Here is a 24,755-nt window from a genome sequence, read left to right as displayed (position 1 = left end):
GTGTGGTGGTATGCGTCGCATGCTAGAGGCCCCTTTGCCCCCTGTCGCTTCACATGTTTTGATGTCGATTACCATGGGTTATCACCACCTCCGGCTCGGCGACCATGCGGCTCCAGCATCTCCATCTGCTGCTGACTCTTGCGAAGACGGGCAGCCTGCGCGCGTCGGCCCAGACCCTCAACGTGTCGCAGCCGGCGCTGACCAAGGCCTTGCGCCAGCTCGAAGACGAGTTCGGCACGGCGCTCGTCGTCCGCACGCCCAAGGGCGTGCGGCTGGCGCCGCCGGGCGAACTGCTGGCCGCCCGCGCCGCCACCGTGGTGCGCGAGATCGAGCGGGCCCGCGAAGAAGTCGCATGGCACCTGCGCCATGCCGAGGCGCAGGTGACGGTCGGCGTGTCGCCGGTCGCGGCCATCCTGCTGGCGCCTGGTGCGGTGGAGCGTTTCGGCGCGCGATGGCCCCAGGTCAGCCTGCGCATGCGCGACGCGCTCTACCCCCGCGCCCTGGAGCAGGTGCGTGCAGGCGAGCTCGACATGGCGCTCGGTCCTTTGCCGGTCGAGGGCATCGGCCGAGACTTCGTGGTCCAGCCGCTGTTCGACAGCCAGTCGGTGCTGGTCGCACGCCGCAGCCATCCGCTGGCGCATGCAACGCAGCTGGCCGAGCTGCTCGGAACGGGCTGGGTGCTCACCGGTCCGGCCGGAGGCCCGGGCGACCCGCGCAACATCCGCTTCGGCGCCACGGGCGACCGCGCGCCGCAGGTGCGCCTCGAGTGCGAGTCCTTCGCCACGCTGCTGGCGCTGATGCCGAGGCTCGACGTGATCGGCATCATGCCCGCGGGCTTCTTCGACCGCTACGGTCCGGGCATGGGGCTGGTCAAGCTGCCCATCGGCGAGGTGCTGCCGAACACGACCATCCACGTGCTCCACCGCGCCGATACGCCACTCACCGTGCCCGCGCAGCGGCTGCTCGAGTCGTTCCTCGCCGAAGCCAACGCGCTGCGGACCTCCGATCGGCGCTGACCGGAGGCTGCTAGAGCTGCCCCTGGCACACGTACTTGGTGTGCAGGTAGTCGTCCAGCCCGTGCACCGAGCCTTCGCGTCCGTAGCCCGAGGCCTTGACCCCGCCGAAGGGCGCGGCCTCCGCGGCCAGCGCGCCTTCGTTGATGCCGACGATGCCTGTCTCCAGCGCCTCGGCCATGCGCCAGATGCGGCGCACGTCGGTCGAGTAGAAATACGCCGCAAGGCCGAAGGGCGTGTCGTTGGCTGCCGCGATCACCTCGGCTTCGCTGTCGAAGCGCGTGATCGGGACCACGGGCCCGAAGGTTTCCTCGCAGCTGCAGGCCATGGCGGCATTGGCGTTCACCAGCACCGTGGGCGTGTAGTAGTTGGGGCCCAGGTCGACAAGGCGCTTCCCGCCCGTCAGCACCTTGGCACCCCTGGCGACCGCGTCTTGCACATGGCGCTCGATCTTGTCGACCGCGCGCGCATTGATCATCGGGCCGATCTGCGAATCCGCTTCGGTGGCTGGCCCGACCTTGAGCGCACCCACGCGCGCCGCGAGCTTGTCGACGAAGGCACCGTGCACCTTGGCCTGGACGAACACGCGGTTGGGGGACACGCAGGTCTGGCCGCCGTTGCGGAACTTGGCAGCCATGAGGCCTTCGACCGCGGCATCGACGTCGGCGTCCTCGAACACGATGAAGGGCGCGTTGCCGCCAAGCTCGAGCGACAGCTTCTTCAGCGTGTCGGCCGAACGGCGCGCGAGATGCTGGCCCACGGGTGTGGAGCCGGTGAAGCTGATCTTGCGCACCCGTGCATCGTCCAGCCACACGTCCACCACCTCGGGCGTGCGCTCGCGCGAGGCGGTGACGATGTTGATCACACCCGCGGGCACCCCGGCCTCCCGGGCCAGCTTGACGAGCGCCAGGGAAGTCAGCGGCGTGTCCTCGGCCGGCTTGCACACCACCGTGCAGCCCGCGGCCAGCGCCGGCGCGATCTTGCGCGCGATCATCGCGGCCGGAAAATTCCACGGCGTGATGGCGGCGACCACGCCCACCGGCTCCTTCAGCGCGAACATGCGCCGGCCAGGCACCGGCGCGGGAATGATGTCGCCGTTGGCGCGCGTGGCTTCCTCGGCGAACCACTCGATGTAGCTGGCGGCATAGGCCACCTCGCCGCGGCCCTCGGCCAGCGGCTTGCCCTGCTCGCGCGAGATCAGCCGGCCGAGGTCTTCCTGGTGCGCCATCACCAGGTCGTTCCAGCGCTTGATGACCTGTGCGCGCTGCTTCGCCGGCACGGCCCGCCAGCCCGGGAAGGCGGCATGGGCGGCATCGACGGCCGCGCGCGCATCGGCCGCGCTGCCGTCCGGCACGCTGGCGAAGACGTCGCCCGTGGCAGGGTCGGTGACGTCGAGGCGGCGCCCGTCGCTTGCCTCGCGCCATTCGTCGCCGATCAACTGGCGTGCGGTCATCAGGTCCGTGCGTTCGAGGGTCAGTGTCATGGTGCTTGTCATTCGGAGGTTGTCAATTTGCAGCCGCGTGCTCGCCATTTGCCACGCCCGGCATCGACTTGGGAGAGAGGTTCTTCAGCATGTCGCGCACGGTGGCCACAAGGTCGTACCTTGGCGCCCAGTTCCAGTCGCGCCGCGCACAGCTGTCGTCGATGGAGTCGGGCCACCCGCTGGCGATCGCCTGCCGGAAATCCGGCTCATAGGCGATCTCGAAGCCGGGCAGGTGCTTGCGTATCTCCTGCGCGATCTCGCGCGGCGTGAAGCTCACGCCGGCGAGGTTGTAGCTGCCGCGTTCGGTGATGGCCTTGGCGGGGGCTTCCATCAACTCCAGGGTCCCGCGCACCGCATCGTCCATGTAGAGCATGGGCAGGGGTTCATCCTCGGCGAGGAAGCAGGTGTAGCGTTCTCCCTTGAGGGCCGCGTGGAAGATGTCGATCGCATAGTCGGTGGTTCCGCCGCCGGGGCTCACCTTGTAGGAAATCAGTCCCGGATAGCGCAGGCCGCGAACATCCACGCCATGGTTCTCGTGGTACCAGCGGCACCAGCCCTCCCCGGCCAGCTTCGAGATGCCGTAGATGGTGCTGGGCTCCATGACCGTCTGTTGAGGCGTGGCCACCGCGGGTGTCGTCGGACCGAACGCGGCAATGGAGCTCGGCCAGAACACCTTGTCCAGCTTGCGGTGCCGCGCAATCTCCAGCACGTTCAGCAGGCTGCCCATGTTGAGCCGCCATGCCCACTCCGGTGCCGTCTCGCCCGTCGCGGACAGGGCCGCTGCCAGATGGTAGATCTGGGTGATGCGGTGCTTCTCGACCACCTGTGCAAGCTGGCCGGCGTCCGTGGCATCCAGCATCTCATGGCGGAGTTTGGCGTTTCGGCCGACCTCCACGCGGTCGCTGCCCACGACGTTGTCGGCGCCGTAGCGCTCTGCCAGCGCGGCGGAGAGCTCGGAGCCCAACTGGCCGTTGGCGCCGATGACGAGGATCCGGGGCGCGCCGCTCATGCGATCACCCCCATCTCTTTGCCGGCCTGCGCGAAGGCGCCCAATGCAGCGTCGAGCTGGGCGCGCGTGTGCTGCGCGCTGATCTGGACACGGATGCGGGCCTGGCCCTTGGGCACCACCGGGTAGAAGAATCCGGTCACGTAGATTCCGAGCGCCAGCAGCCGGCGCGCCAGGTCCTGGGCGAGCTCCGCGTCATGGAGCATCACCGGGATGATCGGGTGTTCGCCCGGCTTCAGCTTGAAACCGCTGGCCGCGAGGCCGGCCCGGAAGTGGCGCGTGTTGTCCTCCAGACCGTCGCGCAGCTTCGTGTCGGCCTCCAGCAGGTCGAGCACCTTCAGGGTCGCGCCGACGATCACCGGCGCCAGGCTGTTCGAGAAGAGATAGGGCCGCGAGCGCTGGCGCAGCAGCTGGACGACGTCCGCGCTGGCGCTCGTGAATCCGCCGGACGCACCGCCGAGTGCCTTGCCCAGGGTGCCGGTGATGATGTCGATCTTGCCGAACACACCGCGGTATTCATGGGTGCCGCGCCCGCGCTTCCCGAGAAAACCGGTGGCGTGCGAGTCATCGACGCCCAGCAGGGCGCCGAACTCGTTGCAGGCATCGCGTATTTCGTCCAGGCGGGCGATGGTCCCGTCCATCGAGAAGACCCCGTCGGTGAACACCAGCTTGTGCCGGGCGCCCGCGTCGTCCGCGGCCTTCAGTTGCGCGCGCAGGTCCGCCACGTCGTCGTGCCGGTAGCGGTAGCGCCTGGCCTTGCACAAGCGGATGCCGTCGATGATCGACGCGTGATTGAGCTCGTCGCTGATCACGGCATCGTCGGGTCCGAGCAGTGTCTCGAACAAGCCGCCGTTGGCATCGAACGCGGACCCGTAGAGGATGGTGTCCTCCGTGCCGAGGAATTGCGACAGGCGCGCTTCGAGCGTCTTGTGGATGTCCTGCGTTCCGCAGATGAACCTGACGGAGCTCAGGCCGAACCCGCGTGCAGCCAGTGCGTCTTGCGCGGCCGCTATGACCCCGGGGTGGGATGACAGGCCCAGATAGTTGTTCGCGCAGAGATTGATCACTTCCCGCCCATCGGCAGTCGCGATCTGGCTTCCCTGTGGCGATTGGATCGTGCGTTCGAGCTTGAACAGGCCGGTGGCCTGGATCTCCTCTAGTTCGGCTCGGAGCGAGGCGTAGAAATCTGCGGTGGTTCTCATGGTCGATCGTCAGGGCCCGGGGCGGCCCGAAGTCCTTTCTGGAAAATGGCCGCGCCCGCGGCATCGCTCACGCGCTGGCGCAGGACGCGTTCGAAGTGGCTCGGGTCGTGGGCCTTCAGGGCGGCGGCTTCGCGGGGCATGTGGCAGTCCCGCAGGCGCGATACCCAGAAGCGCAGGGCCGCGGCCCGCTCAAGGTCCGGCAACAGGCGACGTTCCTCGGGCACGAGCGGGCGCGCCGACTCGTAGGCCGTCAGAAATGCAGCCCTGCGAACGCCGTCGGCGCGTCCGCTGTCCAGATCCACGCACCAGTCGTTGAGGCAGACGCCGATGTCGAACACGAAGGTGTCGCAGCCTGCGAAGTAGAAGTCGAGGATGCCGCTCAGGCCGCTGCCCTCGAACAGCACGTTGTCGCGAAACAGGTCGGCATGAATGGGGCCGCGCGGCAGGGCCGCGTGGTCGGGCGATGCGGCGATGCGGGTCTGGAGGGCCAGCTCGTCGAGCAGCAGCGCGCGTTGGTCGTCGCCGACGCAAGGCAGCAGGGCCGGCACGGTTTCCTTCCACCACGGCAGGCCGCGCAGGTTGGGCTGGTGGCGGGCATAGTCCCGGCCGGCAACATGCATGCGCGCCAGCATCTCGCCCACGGCGCCGCATTGCTGCGCATCGGGCGCCAGCTCGCTCTTTCCGCGCAACCTGCCCACCACCGCGGCCGGCTTGCCCTTGAGAAGGTGCAGGATGCGGCCTTCGGCGTCCGGCGCCGGCCTTGGCACCGGAATACCGCGGCCGGCCAGATGCTGCATCAGGTGCAGGTAGAACGGCAATTGCTCCCATGTCAGGCGCTCGAACAGCGTGAGCACGTACTCGCCGCGGTCCGTGTGGACAAAGTAGTTGGTGTTCTCGATGCCGCCACTGCAGGCGGACATGGCCCGCAACTCGCCAAGCCCCAGCCGCCGCAGGAAGGCGGCAGCCTCGTCGCAGGACACTTCGGTGAAGACGGCCATGCTGCGCTCAGTCCAGGTGCGCGGCGACGAATGCCTTGACCTGCACGGCATCCGCCGGGAGCACCGTCACGCGCTTGGGCAGGTCTTCGATGCCCTGGAACCGCGCGGGCCGGTCGGGCTCGTGACCCAGGGCTTCGACAATGGTCGCGGCGAACTTGATCGGCAGCGCCGTCTCCAGCACGATCATCGGCACACCGGGCTGCACGAGGTGGCGCGCCACCTTCAGGCCGTCGGCCGTGTGGGTGTCGATGGTCACGCCAAAGCGCTGGTGCGTGTCGCGGATGGTCGCCAGGCGGTCGGCGTGCGTGCTCTTGCCGCTCAGGAACCCGTAGCGCGTGCGTGCCACTGCGAAGGCCGGATCGGCGCCCAGGTCGAAGCGGCCCCTCGCCGCGAGCGCCTCGCCGAACAGGCGCGCCACCGTACCCGCGTCGCGGCCCAGCAGGTCGGACACGAAACGCTCGAAATTGCTGGCCTTGCTGATGTCCATCGACGGGCTGGACGTTTCATGCGTGTCGGCCGCCGCGCGCACGCGGTAGACGCCGGTGCGGAAGAACTCGTCCAGCACGTCGTTCTCGTTGGTGGCCACCACCAGCGTCTGGATGGGCAGGCCCATCATCCGCGCCACGTGGCCTGCGCACACGTTGCCGAAGTTGCCCGAGGGCACGCTGAAGCTCACCTGTTCGGTGTTGGACTTGGTGGCCTGGAAGTAGCCGGCGAAGTAGTACACCGCCTGGGCCAGGAGCCGCGCCCAGTTGATCGAGTTGACCGTGCCGATCCTGTACTTGCGCTTGAACGCGAGATCGTTGGACACGGCCTTGACGATGTCCTGGCAATCGTCGAACACGCCTTCGATCGCGAGGTTGTGGATGTTCGCGTCCTGCAGGCTGAACATCTGCGCCTGCTGGAACGGGCTCATGCGGCCGTGCGGCGACGTCATGAACACCCGCACACCCTTCTTGCCCTTCATCGCGTATTCGGCGGCGCTGCCAGTGTCGCCCGAGGTGGCCCCCAGGATGTTGAGCTCCTCGCCGCGGCGGGCGAGCTCGTATTCGAACAGGTTGCCCAGGAGCTGCATCGCCATGTCCTTGAAGGCCAGCGTGGGGCCGTTGGACAAGGCCTGGAGCCACACGCCGTCTTCCAGCGGCTTGAGCGGCACGATCGCCTTCGTGCCGAACACCTCTTCGGTATAGGTCTTGCGGCAGATCGCGCGCAAGTCGTCGGCCGGAATGTCGTCGATGTAGAGCGAGAGGACTTCAAAGGCCAGGTCGGCATACGGCAGTTCGCGCCATCTGGAAAGCTGCCCGGGCGTGACCTGCGGATAGTGCGCCGGCAGGTACAGGCCGCCGTCTGGCGCCAGGCCCTCCAGCAATATTTCGCAGAAGTGCTTGCGGCCGGGATGGCCGCGGGTGGACAGGTACAGCATCTCAATATCCCCGCGCGCGATCGACCAGCCCCATCAGCGGCACGCCCGCCTGGTGGCATCGGATGTTGTCGAGCACCTGCTCCACCGCCGTCTCCGGCTGCGTCATGCTCGCGACGTGCGGCGTGAGCAGGATCTTCGGATGCGCCCAGAAGGGATGGTCCGCCGGCAGCGGCTCCGGATCGGTGACGTCGACGACCGCGCCCGACAGCCCGCCGCTCTCCAGCGCATCGAGCAGCGCCTGGTGGTCGAGGTGCGCCCCTCGGCCCACGTGCACCAGCGATGCACCGCGCGGCAGATGATCGAAAAGCTCGGCGTCGAGAATGCCGCGCGTCTCATGGGTCAGGGGAAGCAGGCACACGAGGATGTCGGTGCCGGCCAGCATCGCAGGCAGTTCTTCCCGGCCCGCGTAGCACGCCACGCCGTCGATCTCGCGGCGCGTCCGGCTCCAGCCCGCGAGCTGGAAGCCGAGTGTGCGCAACGAGTCCAGCACGGCGCACCCGAGCACGCCCAGCCCGAGGATGCCCACGCGCCGCTTCGATGCCGGATGGACGCGGTGCGCGGCCCAGCGGCCCTCATGCTGCTGCCGGATGTACGTCGGCAGGTCGCGGTGCAGCGCGAGCACGGCCATCGTGGCGTACTCCACCATGCCCGCGACGACGCCGGGCTCCGCCATGCGCACCACCGGGAGTTCCGGCGGCAGTGCGGCGAGGTCGATCTGGTCGATCCCGGCGCCCGTGGAGAAGAAGAGCTCCAGGTTGGGAAATTGCCGGGCCATGTCTTGCGGCGGCAGCCACGCGGCAAGATAGCGCACCCGGTCCGGCTCCCCGGTGTCGGGCCAGACATGGAACGGAATGTCGGGCGCGTGGGCGGCGAACAGGCGCGCCCATTCCGCGCCGCGCACGGGGTCGGCCTTGTAGACGAAAGCCATGGCGCTTACTTGTAGACGACCCAGATCTTGCGGGTGGTCTCGATGCAGCGCCACACGCCGGTGAAGTCGGGTTTCATCACGAACGAGTCACCGGCCTTTACCCGCACGGGCGCCTTTCCGTCTTCGGTGATTTCAGACACGCCCGAAAGGATGCAGCAGAACTCCCAGGTGCCGCCCTTGATGGACTTGTAGGTGCCCGGCGTCGTCTCCCAGACTCCGGCGCGCACCTTTTCGTCGGCAGACTGGTCCACGTCCCAGTTCTTGAATTTCGCATCGCCCTCGATGACACGTTCGGGCAGCGGGCCGCCTTCGCGCGCGGTGCCCAGGTCGTCGTACTTGAAGAAGGTGAGATTGCTCATGGGAAAAGATCCTTGGTTGAATGAAGCGGATTCAGATGTCGTCTCGGATGCAGGCGGTCGCGTGATGGCGCTCGACGAACCTGAGTTCGGGCACCCCGCTCGCGCATGCCGACTGGGCATGGGGGCAGCGCGTGCGGAACGCGCAACCCGATGGGGGCGCCAGCGGACTGGGAATGTCGCCCTTGAGCAGTTCGCGCGGGCGCCGCTGCCGCGGATCGATGTTCGGCACGGCGGCCATCAGGGCACGCGTATACGGATGCCGCGGGTTGTTCAGCAACGATTCGGCGTCCCCGATCTCCACCAGGCGGCCGAGGTACATCACTGCGATGCGGTCCGAGATATGGCCCACCACCGCGAGATCGTGGCTGATGAACAGCATCGTGAGGCCGAGCCGCTGCTTCAGCTCGAGCAACAGGTTGATCACCTGCGCCTGCACCGAGACGTCCAGGGACGACACCGGTTCGTCGGCCACCAGCAGTTGCGGCTGGGTCATGAGCGCACGGGCGATGCCGATCCGCTGCCGCTGGCCACCGGAGAATTCGTGCGGATAGCGTGACCGATGCGCGGGATTGAGCCCCACCGTCTTCAGCACGGCATCGATGCGTTCCCGCCGTTCCTGCACCTTCAGCTCGGGCATGTGGATTTCCAGCGGTGCCGAGAGCAGTTGTTCGACCGTGTGCTTCGGGTTGAGGGACGAGTACGGGTCCTGGAACACCATCTGCATCGCGCGACGCAAAGGCCTCATCTGGCGCCGCGAGAGGCCCACCAGGGCTTCTCCATCGAAGTGCACCTGCCCTGCCGTCGGCGGGTCCAGGTTCAGGATGGCGCGGCCGATCGTGCTTTTGCCCGAGCCGCTTTCGCCCACCAGGCTCAGCACCTCGCCGCGTCGGATCTCGAAACTGACGCCGTCGACCGCCTTGACGTTCTGCGCCGGCTTGCCAAGCCAGCCGCCGCCGAGCGGGTACCACTTGCGCAACCCCTCGACCTGCAGCAAGGGGGGAGTAAGTTCGTTTTGCTGCATCACGCGACTCCTTCGATTTCCGGCCACCGGACGCATCGCACCAGATGGCCCGGCCTGGCGTTGTCCAGGTTCGGCACCGACGCATCGCAGCGGCCCGGCTCGAAGTGCCTGCAGCGCGGCCCGAAGGTGCAGCCCGGTGGGTGCGAGGACGGATCGGGCACGTTGCCCGGAATCGCGAACAGCGGCGTCTTGCGGGCACGATTCGAATGAAGCCGCGGAACCGAGTGGATCAGGCCGCGGCTGTAGGGATGCCGCGGCTCGGTGAACAGCTCCACGACACCGGCCTGCTCGACGATGCGGCCTGCATACATCACCATCACGCGATCGGCGATCTCGGCCACCGTGCCGAGGTTGTGCGTGATGAAGATCATGGCCATCCGGGTTTCGGACTGCAGCTTCTGCAGCAGTTCGAGGATCTGCGCCTGGATGGTCACGTCCAGTGCGGTGGTGGGCTCGTCCGCGATCAGCAGCGAGGGTTCGCACGCAATCGCCATGGCGATCATCACGCGCTGCCGCATGCCGCCGGACAGCTCGTGCGGGTAGTTCGCCAAGCGCCGCTTCGGGTCCGAGATGCCGACCTGGTCCAGGAGCTCGGCGGCGCGGTCCGTGCCAGCACGCCCGCTCATCCCGAGGTGGATGCGCAAGCTTTCGCAGATCTGCGCGCCGACGGTGTGCACCGGGTTCAGCGACGTCATCGGCTCCTGGAAGATCACCGAAGCGACGCCTCCGCGCACCCGCCGCATCACGCGCTCCGGCGAGCCGACCAGCTCGTAGGCGATCCCGTCGCGCGCCATGAGGCGTGCGGAACCGGTGATCGTGCAGTAGGGCGCGGGCGGCGTGAGGCCGAGCAGCCCCAGGCAGGTCACGCTCTTGCCGGAACTGGTTTCTCCCACCAGCGCCAGTGTCTCGCCGCGGCGCACCGAGAAGCTGACGTCGCGCACCGCATGCACGGTTGCGGCCGAGGTGCGGAAAGAGACGTTCAGGTCGCGCACGTCCAGGATGTGCTCCGCCTCGACGGCGGTTTCGGCGTGCTGGACGGGGATCGGTTCAAAACGGTTCATATCGAGCATTTCATCGATCCAGTTTTGCGTCCAGCGCGTCGCGCAGGCCGTCACCAATGAAGTTGAAGCTCGTGACGGTCAGCGTGATGGCCAGTCCCGGCACGATCGCGAGCCACGGCGCGTTGGTCAGGTAGCTCTGGGCGTTTTCCAGCATGTTTCCCCAGCTCGGCGTCGGCGGCTGGATCCCGAAGCCGAGGAAGCTGATGTAAGACTCCGCCAGGATCGCGTGCGCGATGTTCAGCGTGGCAGCAACCACGATGGGCGCGACCGCATTGGGCAAGAGCTCGCGGAACATGATGCGGCTGTCGCTGGCGCCGAGCGATTCCGCGGCCAGCGCGAAATCGCGTTCGCGCAGCGACCGGATCTGTCCTTCCACCACACGCGCCACTTCCATCCAGCTGGCCAATGCGATCAGCACCACGATGGAAGTGACCGACGGCTCGATCAGGGCTGCGACGGCCAGCAACAGGAAGATGGTCGGAAAGCAGAGCATCGCATCCACGAACCGCATGAGCGCCGCGCCGATCGCGCCGCGGTAGAACCCCGCGACCAGACCGACCAGGACACCCACCACCACCGACAGCGCAGTGGCCGCGAAGCCGACGGCCAGCGAGATGCGCCCGGCATACATCAGCCGCGCCAGGACGTCGCGACCCAGCGGATCGGTGCCCAGCAGGTGCGGGCCGGCGAACGGCTCCGCCAGCCGTGCGCGAATGTCGGTGTCGGTGGCGTTGAACGGCATCAGCAGCGGGCCGACGAAGCTCAGGAGCGTCATGAACAGCACGATGCCCACGCCCAGCAGCGCCGCGCGGTGGCGCAGGAAGCGCCTGAGGGCCGGAAAGCGTTCGGCGAGCGTGCGGCGCGGCGGAACCAGCGTTGCGGTCTGGACGGTGCTCATTTCGACGCTCCTTTGATGCGCGGGTCTGCGACGGAGTAGAGAAGGTCCGCGACCAGGCTGCCCAGCAGGACCATGCAGGCCGTGAACATCAGCATTCCCATCACCACCGGGTAGTCGCGATTGCTGACGCTGTCGAGGAACAGCCGGCCCATGCCCGGCCAGGTGAACACGGTTTCCGTGACCAGCGCGCCGCTGAGCAGCGTCGACACGTGAAGGCCCGTGATCGTGATCATGGGCAGCAGCGCGTTGCGCAGCGCGTGGCGCAGCAGGATCTGCATCGCGGGCACGCCCTTGGACTTGGCGGTACGGATGTAGTCCTGGTTCACCACGTCCAGCATCGAGGAGCGCATGTAGCGGCTCCACACGGCGGTGGACACCAGCGCCAGCACGATGCATGGCGCCACCAGGTGCTGCAGGCGGTCGATGAAGGAGCCATCGCCGATCGTTTCGCGGTTGCCGGCCGGCAGCCAGCCGAGGTTCACCGAGAAGACATAGATGACCGCCAGGCCGAACCAGAAGGTGGGAATCGACAGCGCGACCATCGCGCCGATGGTGGCGAGGTGGTCGAAGATCGAATAGCGCCGCACCGCACCCAGGATGCCGATCATGCCGCCGATGAACATCGCAAGCAGGGTCGAGCTCACCATGAGTTCGAGCGTGGGCCCGACGTGCATGCCGATCTTCTTCAGCACCGGCAACTGGTCCCGGTAGGATTTGCCCCAGTCGCCGGTGGCGATGCTTCCGGCCCAGTCCAGGTACTGGATCGGCACGGGCCGGTCCAGCCCGTACTGCTTCATCAGCCGGTCGACGTCTTCCGTCCCCAGGTCGCCGGTGGCGACAAACTGCGCCAGCGGCCCCCCCGGCGCAAGATGCAGGATGGCGAAGGCGATCACAGAGACGAGCGCAAGCAGCAGCAGCGACTGCAGCAGGCGGCGCAGAAGGTAGCGAGCCATGATGCTCAGGCCGTCCAGCGCCAGCTGGCCGCGTTCCAGCTGTTGGCCAATGCGTTCACGTTGTTCGCATAGCCGTCCAGGTTGGCTTTCGTCCCTTCGATCTGCACCTCGTAGAACAGCGGCAGGAACGGCAGGTCATCCATGATCAGCTCCTGGACCTTGGCGTAGATCTCCTTGCGCTTGGCCAGGTTGTATTCCTGGCGGCCCCGGGCGAGCAGCGCATCCACCCCGGCGTTCTTGTACTGGCTCACGTTCGATCCCGATTTGGTCTCCTTCGGAATGCTTGCGGAGCCGAAGCGGTGCGTGATGTCCGGATCCGATGCGATCGTGTAGGTCGGCGCGGTCAGGAGGCTGTCGAACTCGGAGTTGCGCCAGAAGTCTGCCCAGAGCACCGCCGCCACCATGTTCTTGATCAGCATCTCGACGCCGATCTTCTTGAAGTCGTCGGCGATGAGCTGTTGCGTCTGCGCGCGCAGCTGGTTGCCCGTGGTGGTCGAATTCGTGAAGGACAGCCGCACGCCGTTCTTGGCGCGAATACCGTCTGCGCCGCGCACCCAGCCGGCCTGGTCCAGCATCGCGGAGGCTTTCTTCGGGTCGTACTCGGGCTTGGGCAGGTTGGGATTGGAAGCCCAGTGCGTCGGAACGAGGTAGTTGTTCGCGGGCTTGGGCACGCCGTAATAGACGAGGTCGCAAATCGACTGCCGGTCGATCGCGATGTTCAGCGCCTTGCGCACCGCCTTGTCGGCCAGGGCCGGGTGCGCGAGGTTGAGCGTCAGGTTCTCCACCGCGCCGCGGGGCGCTGCATGGACGCGGCGGCCGCGCAGCGCGGATGCTTCCTTGTAGAAGTTGGCAGGGATGCCCTGCAGGCCGATGAAATCGATCTCCCCGGTCTTGAACTGGGTGTACATCGCATTCAGGTCCGGCACGTACTTGAAGATGAGCCGGTTCAGCGACGGCCCCTTGCCGAAGTAATCCGGATTGGCCTCGAGGATCAGGTGGTCGCCGGTCTTGCGGCTGACGAACCTGAACGGCCCGGTGCCGACGGGCGCGGCGGCAAACAGCGCAGAGTTCGGATCCGGGTTCTGCGAAAGAACGTGCGCGGGAACGATGAAGGTCCAGCTCAGCACGGAGGTCAGCGGTGCATACGGTTCCTTCAGCTTCCACGTGATCACGTGGGCACCTTCGACGCCCACGGACGCGATGTACTCGAAGGCCGTGCGGTTGCGGGCGCGGAACGCCGGGTTCTTCATCAGGTTGATCGAGTACCTGACGTCCTCGGCGGTCATCGGCTTGCCGTCGTGCCACTTCACGTCGTTGCGCAGCTCGACGCGCCAGGTCAGGCCATCGGCCGAGATGCCCCCGTTCTCGAGGGTGGGAACCGACTTCGCGAGCAGGGGCACGAACTTGCCTTCCGCATCGAGCATCCACAGCGGACTGAAGAGGTTCCACCAGACGCCCTGGTCCACCTCGTTGGCGGTCATCAGCGGATGCAGGACGGTCACCTCCTGCGAGAAGCCGAGAATGGCCTGGCCCGTGGGCTTGGTGGCCGGCCCGGCAGCGTGGGCACGCGCCGCCAGGCCCAGGGACCCCAGCGCAAAGGTGGCTGCGCCTGCAAATACGGCGTCTCGCCGTGTCAATGTGCCCATGGGGGCATCGCCGATCCTGTGTGTCCGCTTCATGTCGCTACCTTTCAGTTCACTGCTGTGATCGTTCATGGTTGTCTCCTGTTTAGATTCAGAAATCAGCGACCTTGCCCCATGCGGTGCCACTGAATCGGCTGGGCCGGAATGGGACGGGATCGATGATCGGTTCGGCGCCGCTGGCCAGGTCCGCGACCAGGTGGCCGGCGCCGGGCCCGATGCCGAAGCCGTGCCCCGAGAAGCCTGCGGCCAGGATGAAGCCCGGCAGGCCCGGCACTTCGCCGATGCCGGGAACACCGTCGGGCGTGCTGTCGACGAAGCCGGCCCAGGCGTGCGTGATCCTCGCATCGCGAAGCTGCGGCAGCAGTTCGACCGCGCGGCGGTGGGTTTCCTTGATCGTGGTCGAACAGGGCTTCGGATCGAGGATGCGCACGCGCTCCATGGGTGTCGGCGCATCGAGCCGCCAGCGCCCCAGCGTTTCATGGCCTCCGCGAATGCCTTCCAGGCCTCCCGGCAGAAGGCTGCGCCAGCGCTTGGCGAACATGGGAACGAACTGCGGCGCGAAGCGCAGGAACTGCCCCGTCGGGTCCACGCGCGCACGGCCGCTGATGGCCAGTGCGTAGCGGCCGTCGTTGCGGCGCGTGGCCGAGACGCCCGCGATCACCAGGGCGGCGGGCAAGCGATGCTCCACGGGAGACACGCTCAGGATGGATTGGCGGATCGAGGCCTGCGGAAAGCGGATGCCCAATTGCCTGCAGAATGAAGACGCCCACGCGCCGCCGGCCATCACGACGGTCTTGGTCTTGATGACGCCGGCTTCCGTGATGACGCCGCTCACGCGCCCGGCTTCGGTCTCGATGCCGCGCGCGGCGCAGTTCTGGTGCACGCTGCCGCCGAGCTTGATGAGCGCAACGGCCACGGCCGGCGCAGCCTTGGCGGGATCGGCCGTGCCGTCGCTGGGCGAGAAGACGCCGCCCTTCCAGGCGCGGCCGGTCGCCTGTCCACGCTCGGCAGCCTCCCGGCTGCTCAGCACGTGGGTCGTCACGCCCGCGGTCTTCGCAAAATCACGCCAGCCGGCCCACTGGGACAATTCGGCCTCGTCGTTGCTGAGATACAGCAGACCGCAGCGTTTGAAGCCCGTGTCTTCGCCGGTCTCCGCGGCAAACTGTTCCCACAGGTCCAGGCTCTTGGTCGCCAACGGCAGTTCGCGCGCGTCGCGGTTCTGCTGCCGGCACCAGCCCCAGTTGCGGCTTGACTGCTCGGCGCCGATCCTGCCTTTTTCCACCAAGGCGACGGACATGCCGCGCTTGGCCAGGTAGTAGGCGGTGAAGACGCCGATGATGCCGCCGCCGATCACGACGACGTCCGCCGAAGCCGGCAGCGTGGGAGAAGTTTGGATGTGTTGCAGCGGAGGCGACATGATGGATCTCGCTCGCGCGTTCAAGCCGGGACGGCCTGGACCACGTAGAACTTCGCCACGCGATCGCTGCTCTCCCACCCGATCGATGCGCCCTGCGGCACGAAGAGCGCATCGCCCGTGCCCATCGACAGCATGCTCCCATCGGGGGCTGCGAAGCGCACGCTTCCCGCGACGAGATGCATGAACTCGTTCTGGCGATGCGGGCGAACGATGCGGTGGTAAGGGGTCGAGTCCCAGGTGCCGGCGCTGTACTGCGCGGCGTCGTCCGTGAAGACGTTGTCGCTGCGGCATTGCGGGGCCGGGCCGAGGAGCGCCTCCGCCGGCAAAGTTGCCGACGGCTTGAAGTCGGCGTCGGCGCGAAGGGGGACAAGTCCGCGCTGCGTCGGCTTGTCGCAGGCGGCCGCGCAAAAGGAAAACTGCACGCGCGATCCAGCCGCGATGCGAAGCGAGGTGCCGCATCCGATGACGGCACCCGCTTGCGGGCCGAGCACCAGTGGTTCCGCTCCGGCCGCGGTCAGCGTCAGCTCGCCTTCCGCCACCACGATGGTTTCGATGTGCGGATAGCTTGCGATGTCGAGCTCGCCGATGAAGCTGGTGCGGCCCGCGATCATCGATCGGGGTCCTTCCCACGCGATCTCGCGATGCCGCGCAAAGGGGTCGTCCTTGCCGAACGGCGCGCGGCGGAAGGCGGTTGATACTGGTGCGCCGTTGGCACGGTGCAGCACGATGGCCACGGTCATTTCTTCTCCTGAGCATTGAAGCCAAGAATGGCTTTGGTTTCCAAATATTCCTCGAACCCCTCGACCCCGTACTCGCGCCCATTGCCCGAGCGCTTGTAGCCACCGAACGGGGCCTCGGGGTTCCACGCCGGGTAGTTGATGTGCACTTGCCCCGAGCGGATGCGCGCCGCCACCGCGCGCGCCGCACCCAGGTCCTGGCCCTGCACATGCGCGCCCAGGCCGTAGACCGTGTCGTTGGCGATCTCCACCGCCTCGTCCATGCTGTCGTAGGGAAGGATCGCCAGCACCGGCCCGAAGATCTCCTCCTGCGCGATCTGCATGCGGGAGTGCACCGCGCTGAAGATGGTCGGGCGGCAGTAGAAGCCCCGGTCCAGGCCCTCGGGCCGTCCGGGGCCGCCGCACAAAAGCTGTGCGCCTTCGGCCAGGCCCACGCCGATCATTTCCTGCACCCGGTTGAACTGCGCCCGGTTGGCCACCGGGCCGTGCGTGGTCTGCTGCGAACGCGGATCGCCCACCACGAAAGCCGATGCCGCCTCGAGCGCGAGCCGCTCCACTTCCTGCAGCCGGCTGCGCGGCACGATCATGCGCGTGGGGGCGCTGCACGACTGGCCGACATTGCGGAACGCGGTCGCCACGCCCTTGGGCACGGCCACGGAAAGGTCCGCGTCCGGCAGGATCAGGTTGGGCGACTTGCCGCCGAGCTCCTGCGCCACGCGCTTGACCGTCGGGGCGGCTGCCTGGGCCACCAGCACGCCGGCCCTTGTCGAGCCGGTGAACGAGACCATGTCCACGTCGGGATGTTCGGCCAGCGCGGCGCCGACTTCCGCGCCGCTGCCGTTCACCAGGTTGAACACCCCGGCCGGGGTGCCCGCGTCGTGCATCACGTCGGCAAAGAGCAGGGCGCTCAGGGGGGAGAGTTCGCTGGGCTTGAGGACCACGGTGCAGCCGGCGGCCAATGCGGCGCCGACCTTGGCGGTGATCTGGTAGAGCGGCCAGTTCCACGGGGTGATCAGGGCGCACACGCCGATGGCCTCGCGCACCAGGGCCATGTCGCCGCGGTGGGTGACGAAGGGGTAGCTGCGCGCGTTGTCGCGGGCCACGCGGATGTGCTCGGCCGCCGAGGGCACCTGGGTGAGGCGCGCGAAGCCGATGGCCGCGCCCATCTCCAGCGAGATGGCCTGGGCGAAGAGCTCTGCGCGCTCCAGGATGAGGGCGTGGACGCGGTCCAGCAGCTGGGCGCGGCTGTGGGGGGAACTCACGGACCAGGTGGCGAACGCGCGCCGTGCGGCCACGACGGCGGCGGCGACATCGCGTGCACTGCCGAGAGCGATCTCGGCGACGGGCTCCTCGGTGGAGGGGTCGATGACGGCGCTGCGCGCCTGGGTGTCGGGCAGCACCCACTCGCCGTCCACGAAGATGCGGTCCAGGCGGCCGGCGCGCCTGAGGCTTTCGATGATCGAGCCCCCTTCCACTGGGGCGGCAGGCGTGGGCGATGGTGAAGTCATGGCTGCGAGTCGAGTTGGTGCGTGAAGTATCGGAACGCCGATACATGCGGTCAAATACAAGTTTTTGCGGTAGCTATGCAGTGTTGATATGAACCGTGCTTGCGGATCGAAGGCCCTGACGGCGTCCGCCCTGGGTCGGAGGCGGGTTGGCTTGCATATCAAATTCGAATGAAAGATCTCCGAATCTTTATTCGACCGCATGGGTCCGTGTCTCCATACTCGACTGCATGAAGCTCTCCTCCACCGCAATCGCAGTCGAGCCCACGGCGGCCACGGCCGATGCCGCACTGCGTCCGTTCGAGCCCGGCGACTTGCCGTCGGCGCACGCGTTGTCCAGCACCTTGGGTTGGCCGCACCGGCTCGAAGACTGGCAATTCGCGCTGTCGCTCGGGCAAGGCGTGGTCGCCGAACGCAACGGCAAAGTGCTGGGCACCGCGCTGTCGTGGCACTTTGGCGCGAACCACGCCACCATCGGCCTCGTGATCGTCGCGCCCGAGCTGCAGGGCCAGCGCATCGGCAACCGCATGATGGAGGCGCTGCTCGACGCCCTGGCCACGCGGGATGTGCTGTTGATTGCGACGGCAGCAGGCCGCGGCCTGTATGAGCGCCTGGGATTCGTCGCCACAGGGGAGATCGACCAGCACCAGGGCGTGCTTGCGGCCTTGCCGGCGCTGGCGGAGCGTGCGGGCGACCGCCTGCGCCCGCTGGCCGCCGCGGACGTCGAATCCTTGATCGCGATGGACGCGCGGGGTGCGGGCATGGCCCGCGTCGAGCTGCTTGGCCGGTTGTTCTCGGAGGAGAAAACAGTGGTCCTCGAGCGACGCGGCCATGTCGCCGGCTTCGCGGTGCTTCGCCGCCATGGCGGAGGCCATGCCGTAGGACCGGTGGCAGCGCCGGATCTCGATGCCGCACGCCTGCTGATCGCCGAATGCTGCCGTCAGGCCGAAGGCTTCGTGCGCGTCGATGTCTACGCCTCGGGCGGCCTGGCCCCATGGCTGGAGAGCCTGGGGCTGCCACGCGCCGGCGGAGGGTCCGTCATGGTCCGCGGCCGCGTACCGGAGCGCGGGCCCGCCCACGGCGGCTGGGCGCTGGTCACGCAGGCGATCGGCTGACCTTCTTGCGCCCTGTGTGCTCGGGGCTGCGCGTCACGACGCGTATGGCCTCGAGAAAATCAGCCACGAGCGCCTGCGCCGGCTGCTGGCGTGCAAGCACCAGGTGGCATTCGATATGGATCGCAGGCTCGAACGCCAGCGAATGCACGCCCGTGAGCGCAAGCTCGCTGAGCATCGCGGGATTCACGATGCTCACGCCCAGCCCGCGCGCCACCATTGCGCAGATGGTGGTGCCCAGGGTCGTCTCGATCTCGAGCCGGCGCACCTCGGGATTGAAGACGCGGTCGGTGGCCGCACGCACCACGTCCGGAGACGCATGCGATATGAACGACTCGCCGGCCAGGTCCGAGGGAACGACCTTGCGCTTGCGCGCGAGGCGGTGCCCCCGCGGCACGATGCATACCGCGCGGTCCGAATGCACGAGCGTGGTGTCGACCTCCTGCGGCAGCGCGACATAGCCGACCAGGCCGAGCTCGTAGTACCCGGACGACACCCACTTGCAGATGGTCGCGGAATCGGCCGTGTGGACCACGACCGGAACGCGCGGGCGCATGCCGCGAAAGACTTGCAGGATGCGCGGCACCGGACTGACGCCGATGCCCGGTGATACCGCGATGCGCAAGCCTTCGACCCCCAGCGTGCGGATGCGGTCCGCCGCGTCGCCGATGGACTGCAGGCCGACGTAGACGCGGTCCACTTCCTTCAGCAGTGCGTGCGCTTCGGGCGTGGGAACCACGCGCTGCCCGACGCGCTCGAAGAGCTTCAGCTGCGTCTCGCCCTGCAGCAGCGCGATGGCACGGCTCACGTTCGGCTGCGAGGTGTGCAGCTGCGCAGCGGCAAGCGTCATCGAGCCGGTGTGCATGACGGCGCGGAAGCACTCGATCTGGCGGTAGTTCATATCGGTCTTGCATCAATAGCGTCAGATCCGCTATTTGACCGCATAAAGCCGCGGACCGATACCGCGGGTGCTCGCCAGGACTGCGCCGTGTGAGAGCACCGCCCGACGCAAGCTAGGCAGCCGCAGTTGCCAGCAACACCTCCGACGGTTCCCCGTCCAGGGCCACCGCACAATGCTCGACCCCATGCGGTACGACGATGAACTCGCCGGCCTCGACGATCTCCTCGCGGTCACGGAACTTCATTAGCAGGCGCCCCCGATGAACGAAGAACAGCTCATCGCCGTGCTGCCTGAATGACCAGCAGGGGGCTCCCTCGAACCTGGCGACCTTGATTCGCAGGTTGTCGCCCTGCCCCTCGGCCCGTCCGGCAAAGGCCGTCGACAAATTCTTCTTCGGAATGGTCGAAAGATGCTTGTTCAGTGCAGCGACGTCGCGAATGATGGCGGCGAGCTGGCTCGGCACGTCATTCCCGCTGGCCGGGTATTTGCCGTCCAGTGCCGCCGTCCCGATCGTGAAGCCCGCTGCCCCTGCGCCCTGGACGACTGCAATCCGTTCAGGGGTGGCGATCGAGCCCGCAACGTAGACGGGCTTGGAGACCGCGGCGCAGACGGCCGCCATCAACGCGGGCACGTTTTGGGCCGAACGATAGGCCAACAGGTCCAGGCCATGCACGCCATCCCGCGCCGCAATCGCCCGGGCACTTTCAACGATTTCCTCGATGGTGCCTTCCAGCACGCTCGGGTGCCCGGTGATCCGGCCCGGGAACGGGAAGTACCGGATGCCGGTGTCCTCGAGGATCGGCAGCACGTCATCGACCCGCGTGCCCCCCAGTAGAACGTCGACACCGATCTCGGCGGCTGCCTTTGCCGAAACGATTTCGCTTTCGCGGTCGAGCGACACCACTTCCAGGTAGGACGTTGCGCCGCCGGCCTTGATCGCCGCATTCAGCCCCTTCAGCTGCTCGAGCGGCAAGCCGATGTCCTTGAACCCGATGTGCCGCACCCCGAGGCCGAGGGCCGTCTGGAGCTGCTGCGACGCATCCGCAACCGTGCGGTCGTTGCGCGTGAGCATGAAGATGAAACGTAGACCCATGATGGTGGTTCCTTTTTCGAAGTCAGTGTGTGTGGGTTTGCGCAGCGACGAGGCGCTTTGCATAGGCAAGCGCCGTTTCCAGGCTGGCGTGGTCTGCGATCCCGCGGCCGGCGATGTCGAATGCCGTGCCGTGGTCCGGGCTGGTGCGCACGAACGGAAGGCCCAGCGTGATGTTCACGCCCTTTTCCAGCCCGAGATACTTCACCGGGATGAGGCCCTGATCGTGGTACTGGGCCACGACAACGTCGAACCGGCCCATGCGTGCCTGCATGAACACCGTATCGCCGGGATAAGGTCCGCTGGCATCGATGCCTTCGGCCCGCGCCGCTTCGATGGCCGGCCGGATGATCCGGATTTCCTCATCGCCGAAGAGGCCGCCCTCACCGGCGTGCGGGTTGAGGCCTGCGACGGCCACACGCGGCGCCGCGAAGCCCAGGGCCTTCCCGCCCTCGTGCGCAAGCCGGATGGCGGACATCTGGGCGTCGAAATCGCCCTGCTCGATGGCTTTGCGCAGCGACGTGTGGATGGTGACGAGCACCGTCCGCATGTCGTCGTTCGCCAGCATCATTGCCACGCGCGTGGCGCCGCCGAAGTCGGCCAGGATTTCCGTATGGCCGGGGTAGCGGATGCCCGCGCTGGCCATCGCCTCCTTGTTGATCGGCGCCGTGACGATGCCGCTCACTTCCCCGGATTTCGCCGCTGCGATCGCTGCAACGATGGCATCGAAGGCCGCCTGGCCCGAGACGGCGCTGATCTGCCCGAGGGGCGGAAGCTCGGCGATCCCGGTGGTCTCGATGACTTCGATCGTCCGCGGCTGGAACCGGGCTGCAGCGGGTGCATCGATGCGCCGCACCTCGATGTTCATCCCCAGCCTGCGAACGATGTCCTGCATGACGGCATGGCTGCCGAACACGACGACGCGTTCGCCGCCCTTCGCGAGGACCTTTGCCACGATCTCCGGCCCGATGCCGGATGCGTCGCCCATGGTGAGGGCAAGCGGGGAGGAGATGTTCTTCACTGTGAATCCGTTCGCAAGGTTGGGGTTGTTCCGCGTAGGCGGGAGACGGCGCGCACCAGGGCGTCGTCGCTGCCGAAGCCGCCGGCCTTCATGGCGAGCAGGAGCAGGCGTCCACCGCCGAGCCTGGCGCGGCCGAGGGGGAGTCCGGACTCGAGTTCTTGCAGGATCTCGAACTCCCGCACGCCGAGAAGATCCAGGATCGCTTCCATCGTGTCGCCGCCGGTGGCGATCAACGCGCCGAAGCGTGGGTCCTGGAGCTCTCGCGCTGCGGCTTCTGCAATGCGGCGCAGCACCGCCGCGGGATCCTGCTCTCGCGCCTTGGGGCCGCGCAGCAGCATGACGCCGAGGGCCTCCTGCACGTGATCGGCCTGGATGTGACTGCGCGGGTTCGCGCTTCCAACGGCGACCAGGACCTCGTTGCCGATGCCATCCACCGCCGGCGGCCGGGTTTTCTCGGGCACGAAACGCCGCGACAGGGCGGCCGCCATTCCGGGAGAGCCGACCCACAACACCGACTCCGGCTCCTCGATGGAGGCAATTTGCGAGTCGAGTTCTTGCTGCGTGACCGCGTCGAGCAAGGTGACATGCCTGATGCTGCGCGGAACCAGGTCGGCCAGCGCCGAGTGCCGCGCGGGATGCACCGGGTCCTGCCCATACACGCTCTCCGCAACCGGGATGCCGTCCACGCGCTGAATGCCTCCGACCGTCGTGCGCCCGGCCTCGGGGAACGCCGGCGCAAACACCAGCGATCTGCGGCCGCTGGCCGCAAAGCACGCTTCGAGCTCCTGCGCGATGTGGCCGCGCAGCGTGGAGTCCACGGTCTTGTAGAGCACGGCACTGCCGGCAAGCCGCGTCGTCAATCGAGCCACCCGCTCGATGGCTTGCATTGGCGTCGCAGACCGCGAAGCGCTGTCGACCGCGACCACCGCCGCCGCATTGCCCGGAAACCGGCCCCTCCCGATCGACGCCGTGAGGCCGCGCGCGACAAAGGGTGCGGCCCCGTCTGCCGCACTCGTCAGGTCGTCGGCGAGGACGGCGATGCTGGGCTGATGATTGGTGCGCATGCATCAATTATCAAAACTAGTTCAAACAAGGAAAAGCGATAGTTTCTGACGTTGATTGGTGATATATTGTCACCAATGGATCGATCAGACATCCCTTCGCTCGACGACCTGCGGGCGTTCGAAGCCACCGCAAGGCTGGGCTCCGTTCGCCACGCCGCAGACTCGCTGGCCCTCACGCACGGCGCCGTCAGCCGCCGGATCACCAAGCTCGCCAATGACATCGGCGTCAGCTTGTTCGAAAGGAACGGGCGAGGCCTGCGCCTCACGCCGGCCGGCGAGACGCTGAACCTCACGCTCGGCCGGTTCTTCGGCGAGTTGGCCGCCACGGTGCAAAGCCTGCGCGCCACCGGCGCCGTGAAGACCGCCCTGGTGCTCTCCTGCGAGCCTTCGGTGGCCATGCGATGGCTGATTCCGCGGCTGGGCGGTTTTCAAGCGGCGCATCCGGACCTTGCCCTCCATCTCTCCGTGGGTGGAGGGCTTGTGGACTTCCGCAAGAACCATGTCGATCTCGCCATCCGGCGGCTGGACTTCGCGGTGCCCGAGACGTGGAACGTGCGGACTCTTTTCCCCGAAAAGGTCGGGCCTGTCATGCGGCCGGAATGGGTGCCGCGGTTCGAACGAGGCGACTATCTGGCTCTCGGATCGAAGACGCGGCCCGACGCGTGGGCGCAATGGCTGAAGACCCATCCGTCGGCGCGCCGGCCCACGGAGGTCCGCTACTACGACCATCACTCCCTGATCGTCGAGGCTGCGTCCGCGGGCCTGGGCGTGGCGCTGAGCCCGCTCGTGCTCGCGATCGACGATGTGGAACGTGGAAGCCTGGCGGCACCCGCCGGCTTCGATCCCGACGGCAGCCACTATGGATTGATCTGGCTGGGCGCTGGCGAACTGCAGGGTGTGGAGCTCGAACTGGCCGAGTGGCTGATGGCGCAGTTCGGCCGGCTCGGTCCTCATCTGCCCTGAAGGAGCGCGCCGGCATCGGCGCCGCCCTGCATTCGATCTCGCCGGTCAGGGCCGGGCGACACGAGGGTTGCCGTCCAGCCTGTCGCAAAGATCGCCCGACATGCCGCTGCCCACCTTGCGCACGAACCACTTGCCGGACGCGACCACCTCCTCGTAGTCCGATGCCTGGTACCAGCGCGAGAGCGAGGGATCGATGAGGTGCAGGTTCGCGGCGTCCCAGACGCCCGATCCGTCGACGGGCTCCACGGTGTGCTGCAGCGGCGAATTGGCAAGCAGCGTATGAAAGTAGATCTCGTCCGGTGCCTTGGAGAAGCGCAGGAAGCGCTTCACGGATGCTTCATGGGGATGCGACACCAGGTATCTCACGGCCTGCGGCGTCAGCGCCCACCACTGCGAACCGAAGTGCCACCGCGGAAAGAGCGGGAACGAGCGGCGGCCGAGCTTGCCGATGAGTTGCATGAATCCGCGCATGAACCGTACCGGCGAGAACTTGCGCCCATTCACCGGCAGGTCTTCGTAGAACCAGAAGTGGCGCACGCGCTGATGCAGCTTGCGCGTGCTGGCCAGGGGAATCAGCCGGATGAAGTTGGTGGCGGCATGCGCGCGCGAAAAGGCGCCGAACTCCTCCACCGGACGCACGGGATAGCAGTTGCCCGAGAGCAGCACGAAATGGCTGACCTGCGGTACGTCGCAGCCTTCGAGCGCGCCACGCATGAGCCGCAAGGTGGCATCGACCTGGGAGATGGCCCCCCAGTGCACGTCGACCCGGTCGTCCAGGTAGACCACGCGGGGATCGTCGATCCAGAATTCCGAAAGCTCGGACTTGGCATCGACATGCACGAAGCACCGGCCGTGCAGAACGAGCCGCCGCAACAGGCGTTGTACCTGCTGCGGATCCGCATGGACAAGCAAGAGAAAGACCGGGTTCATGTCGCGACGGCCTGCAATCCTCTGGCC

At 67.3% G+C, this 24,755-nt stretch carries 23 protein-coding genes; 3 read left to right on the top strand and 20 right to left on the bottom strand.

Annotation, left to right across the window (positions count from 1 at the left end; all coding sequences use genetic code 11):
- The first annotated feature begins 104 nt into the window (after window positions 1-104).
- Window positions 105-1,016, top strand: coding sequence for a LysR substrate-binding domain-containing protein (locus tag ABID97_RS25785; RefSeq protein ID WP_354401970.1), 912 nt, complete (start codon window positions 105-107; stop codon window positions 1,014-1,016).
- Between the two features lie 10 nt (window positions 1,017-1,026).
- On the opposite strand, the gene ABID97_RS25780 is transcribed toward ABID97_RS25785, so the two are convergent.
- Genes ABID97_RS25780 through ABID97_RS25710 form a run of 15 tightly spaced genes read right to left on the bottom strand, consistent with a single transcriptional unit; the run spans window position 1,027 to window position 17,650 of the window.
- Window positions 1,027-2,496, bottom strand: coding sequence for an NAD-dependent succinate-semialdehyde dehydrogenase (locus ABID97_RS25780; protein ID WP_354401968.1), 1,470 nt, complete (start codon window positions 2,494-2,496; stop codon window positions 1,027-1,029).
- Window positions 2,497-2,518: 22 nt separating this feature from the next.
- Entirely contained in the window at window positions 2,519-3,505 is a 987-nt protein-coding gene (locus tag ABID97_RS25775) for an NAD-dependent epimerase/dehydratase family protein (protein ID WP_354401967.1), read from the bottom strand.
- Window positions 3,502-4,704, bottom strand: coding sequence for a glycine C-acetyltransferase (gene kbl / locus ABID97_RS25770; RefSeq protein WP_354401965.1), 1,203 nt, complete (start codon window positions 4,702-4,704; stop codon window positions 3,502-3,504). Before kbl ends, ABID97_RS25775 begins: the two co-directional genes overlap by 4 nt.
- Window positions 4,701-5,702 carry a homoserine kinase gene (locus ABID97_RS25765; RefSeq protein ID WP_354401964.1) on the bottom strand — a complete coding sequence of 334 codons (1,002 nt, stop codon included), beginning with the start codon at window positions 5,700-5,702 and terminating at the stop codon, window positions 4,701-4,703. The genes kbl and ABID97_RS25765 overlap by 4 nt, the downstream gene beginning before the upstream one ends.
- 7 nt (window positions 5,703-5,709) lie before the next feature.
- Window positions 5,710-7,125 (bottom strand): threonine synthase, encoded by a 1,416-nt coding sequence (thrC, locus tag ABID97_RS25760; protein WP_354401963.1) that lies wholly within the window; start codon window positions 7,123-7,125, stop codon window positions 5,710-5,712.
- A 1-nt stretch (window position 7,126) separates the two neighbouring features.
- A complete protein-coding gene (locus ABID97_RS25755) occupies window positions 7,127-8,053 on the bottom strand; it encodes a 2-hydroxyacid dehydrogenase (RefSeq protein WP_354401961.1) in 927 nt (308 codons plus the stop codon).
- Between the two features lie 5 nt (window positions 8,054-8,058).
- A complete protein-coding gene (locus tag ABID97_RS25750) occupies window positions 8,059-8,412 on the bottom strand; it encodes a cupin domain-containing protein (protein WP_354401959.1) in 354 nt (117 codons plus the stop codon).
- A 31-nt stretch (window positions 8,413-8,443) separates the two neighbouring features.
- On the bottom strand, window positions 8,444-9,433 hold the full coding sequence (locus ABID97_RS25745) for an ABC transporter ATP-binding protein (RefSeq protein ID WP_354401958.1): 990 nt from the start codon (window positions 9,431-9,433) through the stop codon (window positions 8,444-8,446).
- Window positions 9,433-10,494, bottom strand: coding sequence for an ABC transporter ATP-binding protein (locus ABID97_RS25740; protein WP_354401956.1), 1,062 nt, complete (start codon window positions 10,492-10,494; stop codon window positions 9,433-9,435). Before ABID97_RS25740 ends, ABID97_RS25745 begins: the two co-directional genes overlap by 1 nt.
- Window positions 10,495-10,504: 10 nt before the next feature.
- Window positions 10,505-11,392, bottom strand: coding sequence for an ABC transporter permease (locus ABID97_RS25735; RefSeq protein ID WP_354401955.1), 888 nt, complete (start codon window positions 11,390-11,392; stop codon window positions 10,505-10,507).
- Complete coding sequence (locus ABID97_RS25730) at window positions 11,389-12,345, bottom strand: ABC transporter permease (RefSeq protein WP_354401954.1); 957 nt, start codon at window positions 12,343-12,345, stop codon at window positions 11,389-11,391. Before ABID97_RS25730 ends, ABID97_RS25735 begins: the two co-directional genes overlap by 4 nt.
- A gap of 5 nt (window positions 12,346-12,350) precedes the next feature.
- A complete protein-coding gene (locus tag ABID97_RS25725; protein ID WP_354401953.1) occupies window positions 12,351-14,024 on the bottom strand; it encodes a peptide ABC transporter substrate-binding protein in 1,674 nt (557 codons plus the stop codon).
- A 55-nt stretch (window positions 14,025-14,079) separates the two neighbouring features.
- A complete protein-coding gene (locus ABID97_RS25720; protein ID WP_354401952.1) occupies window positions 14,080-15,405 on the bottom strand; it encodes an NAD(P)/FAD-dependent oxidoreductase in 1,326 nt (441 codons plus the stop codon).
- Window positions 15,406-15,425: 20 nt separating this feature from the next.
- Window positions 15,426-16,145 carry a cupin domain-containing protein gene (locus ABID97_RS25715; RefSeq protein ID WP_354401950.1) on the bottom strand — a complete coding sequence of 240 codons (720 nt, stop codon included), beginning with the start codon at window positions 16,143-16,145 and terminating at the stop codon, window positions 15,426-15,428.
- Window positions 16,142-17,650 carry an aldehyde dehydrogenase family protein gene (locus ABID97_RS25710; RefSeq protein WP_354401949.1) on the bottom strand — a complete coding sequence of 503 codons (1,509 nt, stop codon included), beginning with the start codon at window positions 17,648-17,650 and terminating at the stop codon, window positions 16,142-16,144. Before ABID97_RS25710 ends, ABID97_RS25715 begins: the two co-directional genes overlap by 4 nt.
- Window positions 17,651-17,877: 227 nt before the next feature.
- Between ABID97_RS25710 and ABID97_RS25705 the strand changes: the two genes are divergently transcribed.
- Complete coding sequence (locus ABID97_RS25705; RefSeq protein ID WP_354401948.1) at window positions 17,878-18,762, top strand: GNAT family N-acetyltransferase; 885 nt, start codon at window positions 17,878-17,880, stop codon at window positions 18,760-18,762.
- Here the strand turns inward: ABID97_RS25705 and ABID97_RS25700 are convergent.
- The 4 genes from ABID97_RS25700 to ABID97_RS25685 all read right to left on the bottom strand — a co-directional run bounded on the left by ABID97_RS25700 (window position 18,743) and on the right by ABID97_RS25685 (window position 22,835).
- Entirely contained in the window at window positions 18,743-19,660 is a 918-nt protein-coding gene (locus ABID97_RS25700; RefSeq protein ID WP_354401947.1) for a LysR substrate-binding domain-containing protein, read from the bottom strand. The genes ABID97_RS25705 and ABID97_RS25700 overlap by 20 nt on opposite strands.
- Window positions 19,661-19,772: 112 nt before the next feature.
- Complete coding sequence (locus ABID97_RS25695) at window positions 19,773-20,753, bottom strand: cupin domain-containing protein (protein WP_354401946.1); 981 nt, start codon at window positions 20,751-20,753, stop codon at window positions 19,773-19,775.
- Between the two features lie 22 nt (window positions 20,754-20,775).
- Window positions 20,776-21,738 (bottom strand): 4-hydroxythreonine-4-phosphate dehydrogenase PdxA, encoded by a 963-nt coding sequence (gene pdxA, locus ABID97_RS25690; RefSeq protein ID WP_354403057.1) that lies wholly within the window; start codon window positions 21,736-21,738, stop codon window positions 20,776-20,778.
- Between the two features lie 29 nt (window positions 21,739-21,767).
- The gene (locus ABID97_RS25685; RefSeq protein ID WP_354401944.1) at window positions 21,768-22,835 is read right to left on the bottom strand and encodes a four-carbon acid sugar kinase family protein; all 1,068 of its coding nucleotides are present in this window, start codon (window positions 22,833-22,835) and stop codon (window positions 21,768-21,770) included.
- A gap of 75 nt (window positions 22,836-22,910) precedes the next feature.
- On the opposite strand from ABID97_RS25685, the gene ABID97_RS25680 reads away from it, so the two are divergent.
- Window positions 22,911-23,798: a LysR family transcriptional regulator gene (locus ABID97_RS25680; protein WP_354401943.1), complete on the top strand. Its 888-nt coding sequence runs from the start codon at window positions 22,911-22,913 to the stop codon at window positions 23,796-23,798.
- Window positions 23,799-23,843: 45 nt separating this feature from the next.
- Here ABID97_RS25680 and ABID97_RS25675 read toward each other — a convergent pair whose 3' ends face one another.
- Complete coding sequence (locus ABID97_RS25675) at window positions 23,844-24,728, bottom strand: beta-1,6-N-acetylglucosaminyltransferase (protein WP_354401942.1); 885 nt, start codon at window positions 24,726-24,728, stop codon at window positions 23,844-23,846.
- Window positions 24,729-24,755 lie beyond the last annotated feature (27 nt).

Origin of the sequence: Variovorax sp. OAS795 (genome assembly GCF_040546685.1) — a bacterium.
Classification (GTDB): Bacteria; Pseudomonadota; Gammaproteobacteria; order Burkholderiales; family Burkholderiaceae_C; genus Variovorax.
This window is presented reverse-complemented; position numbering and strand designations above follow the sequence as displayed.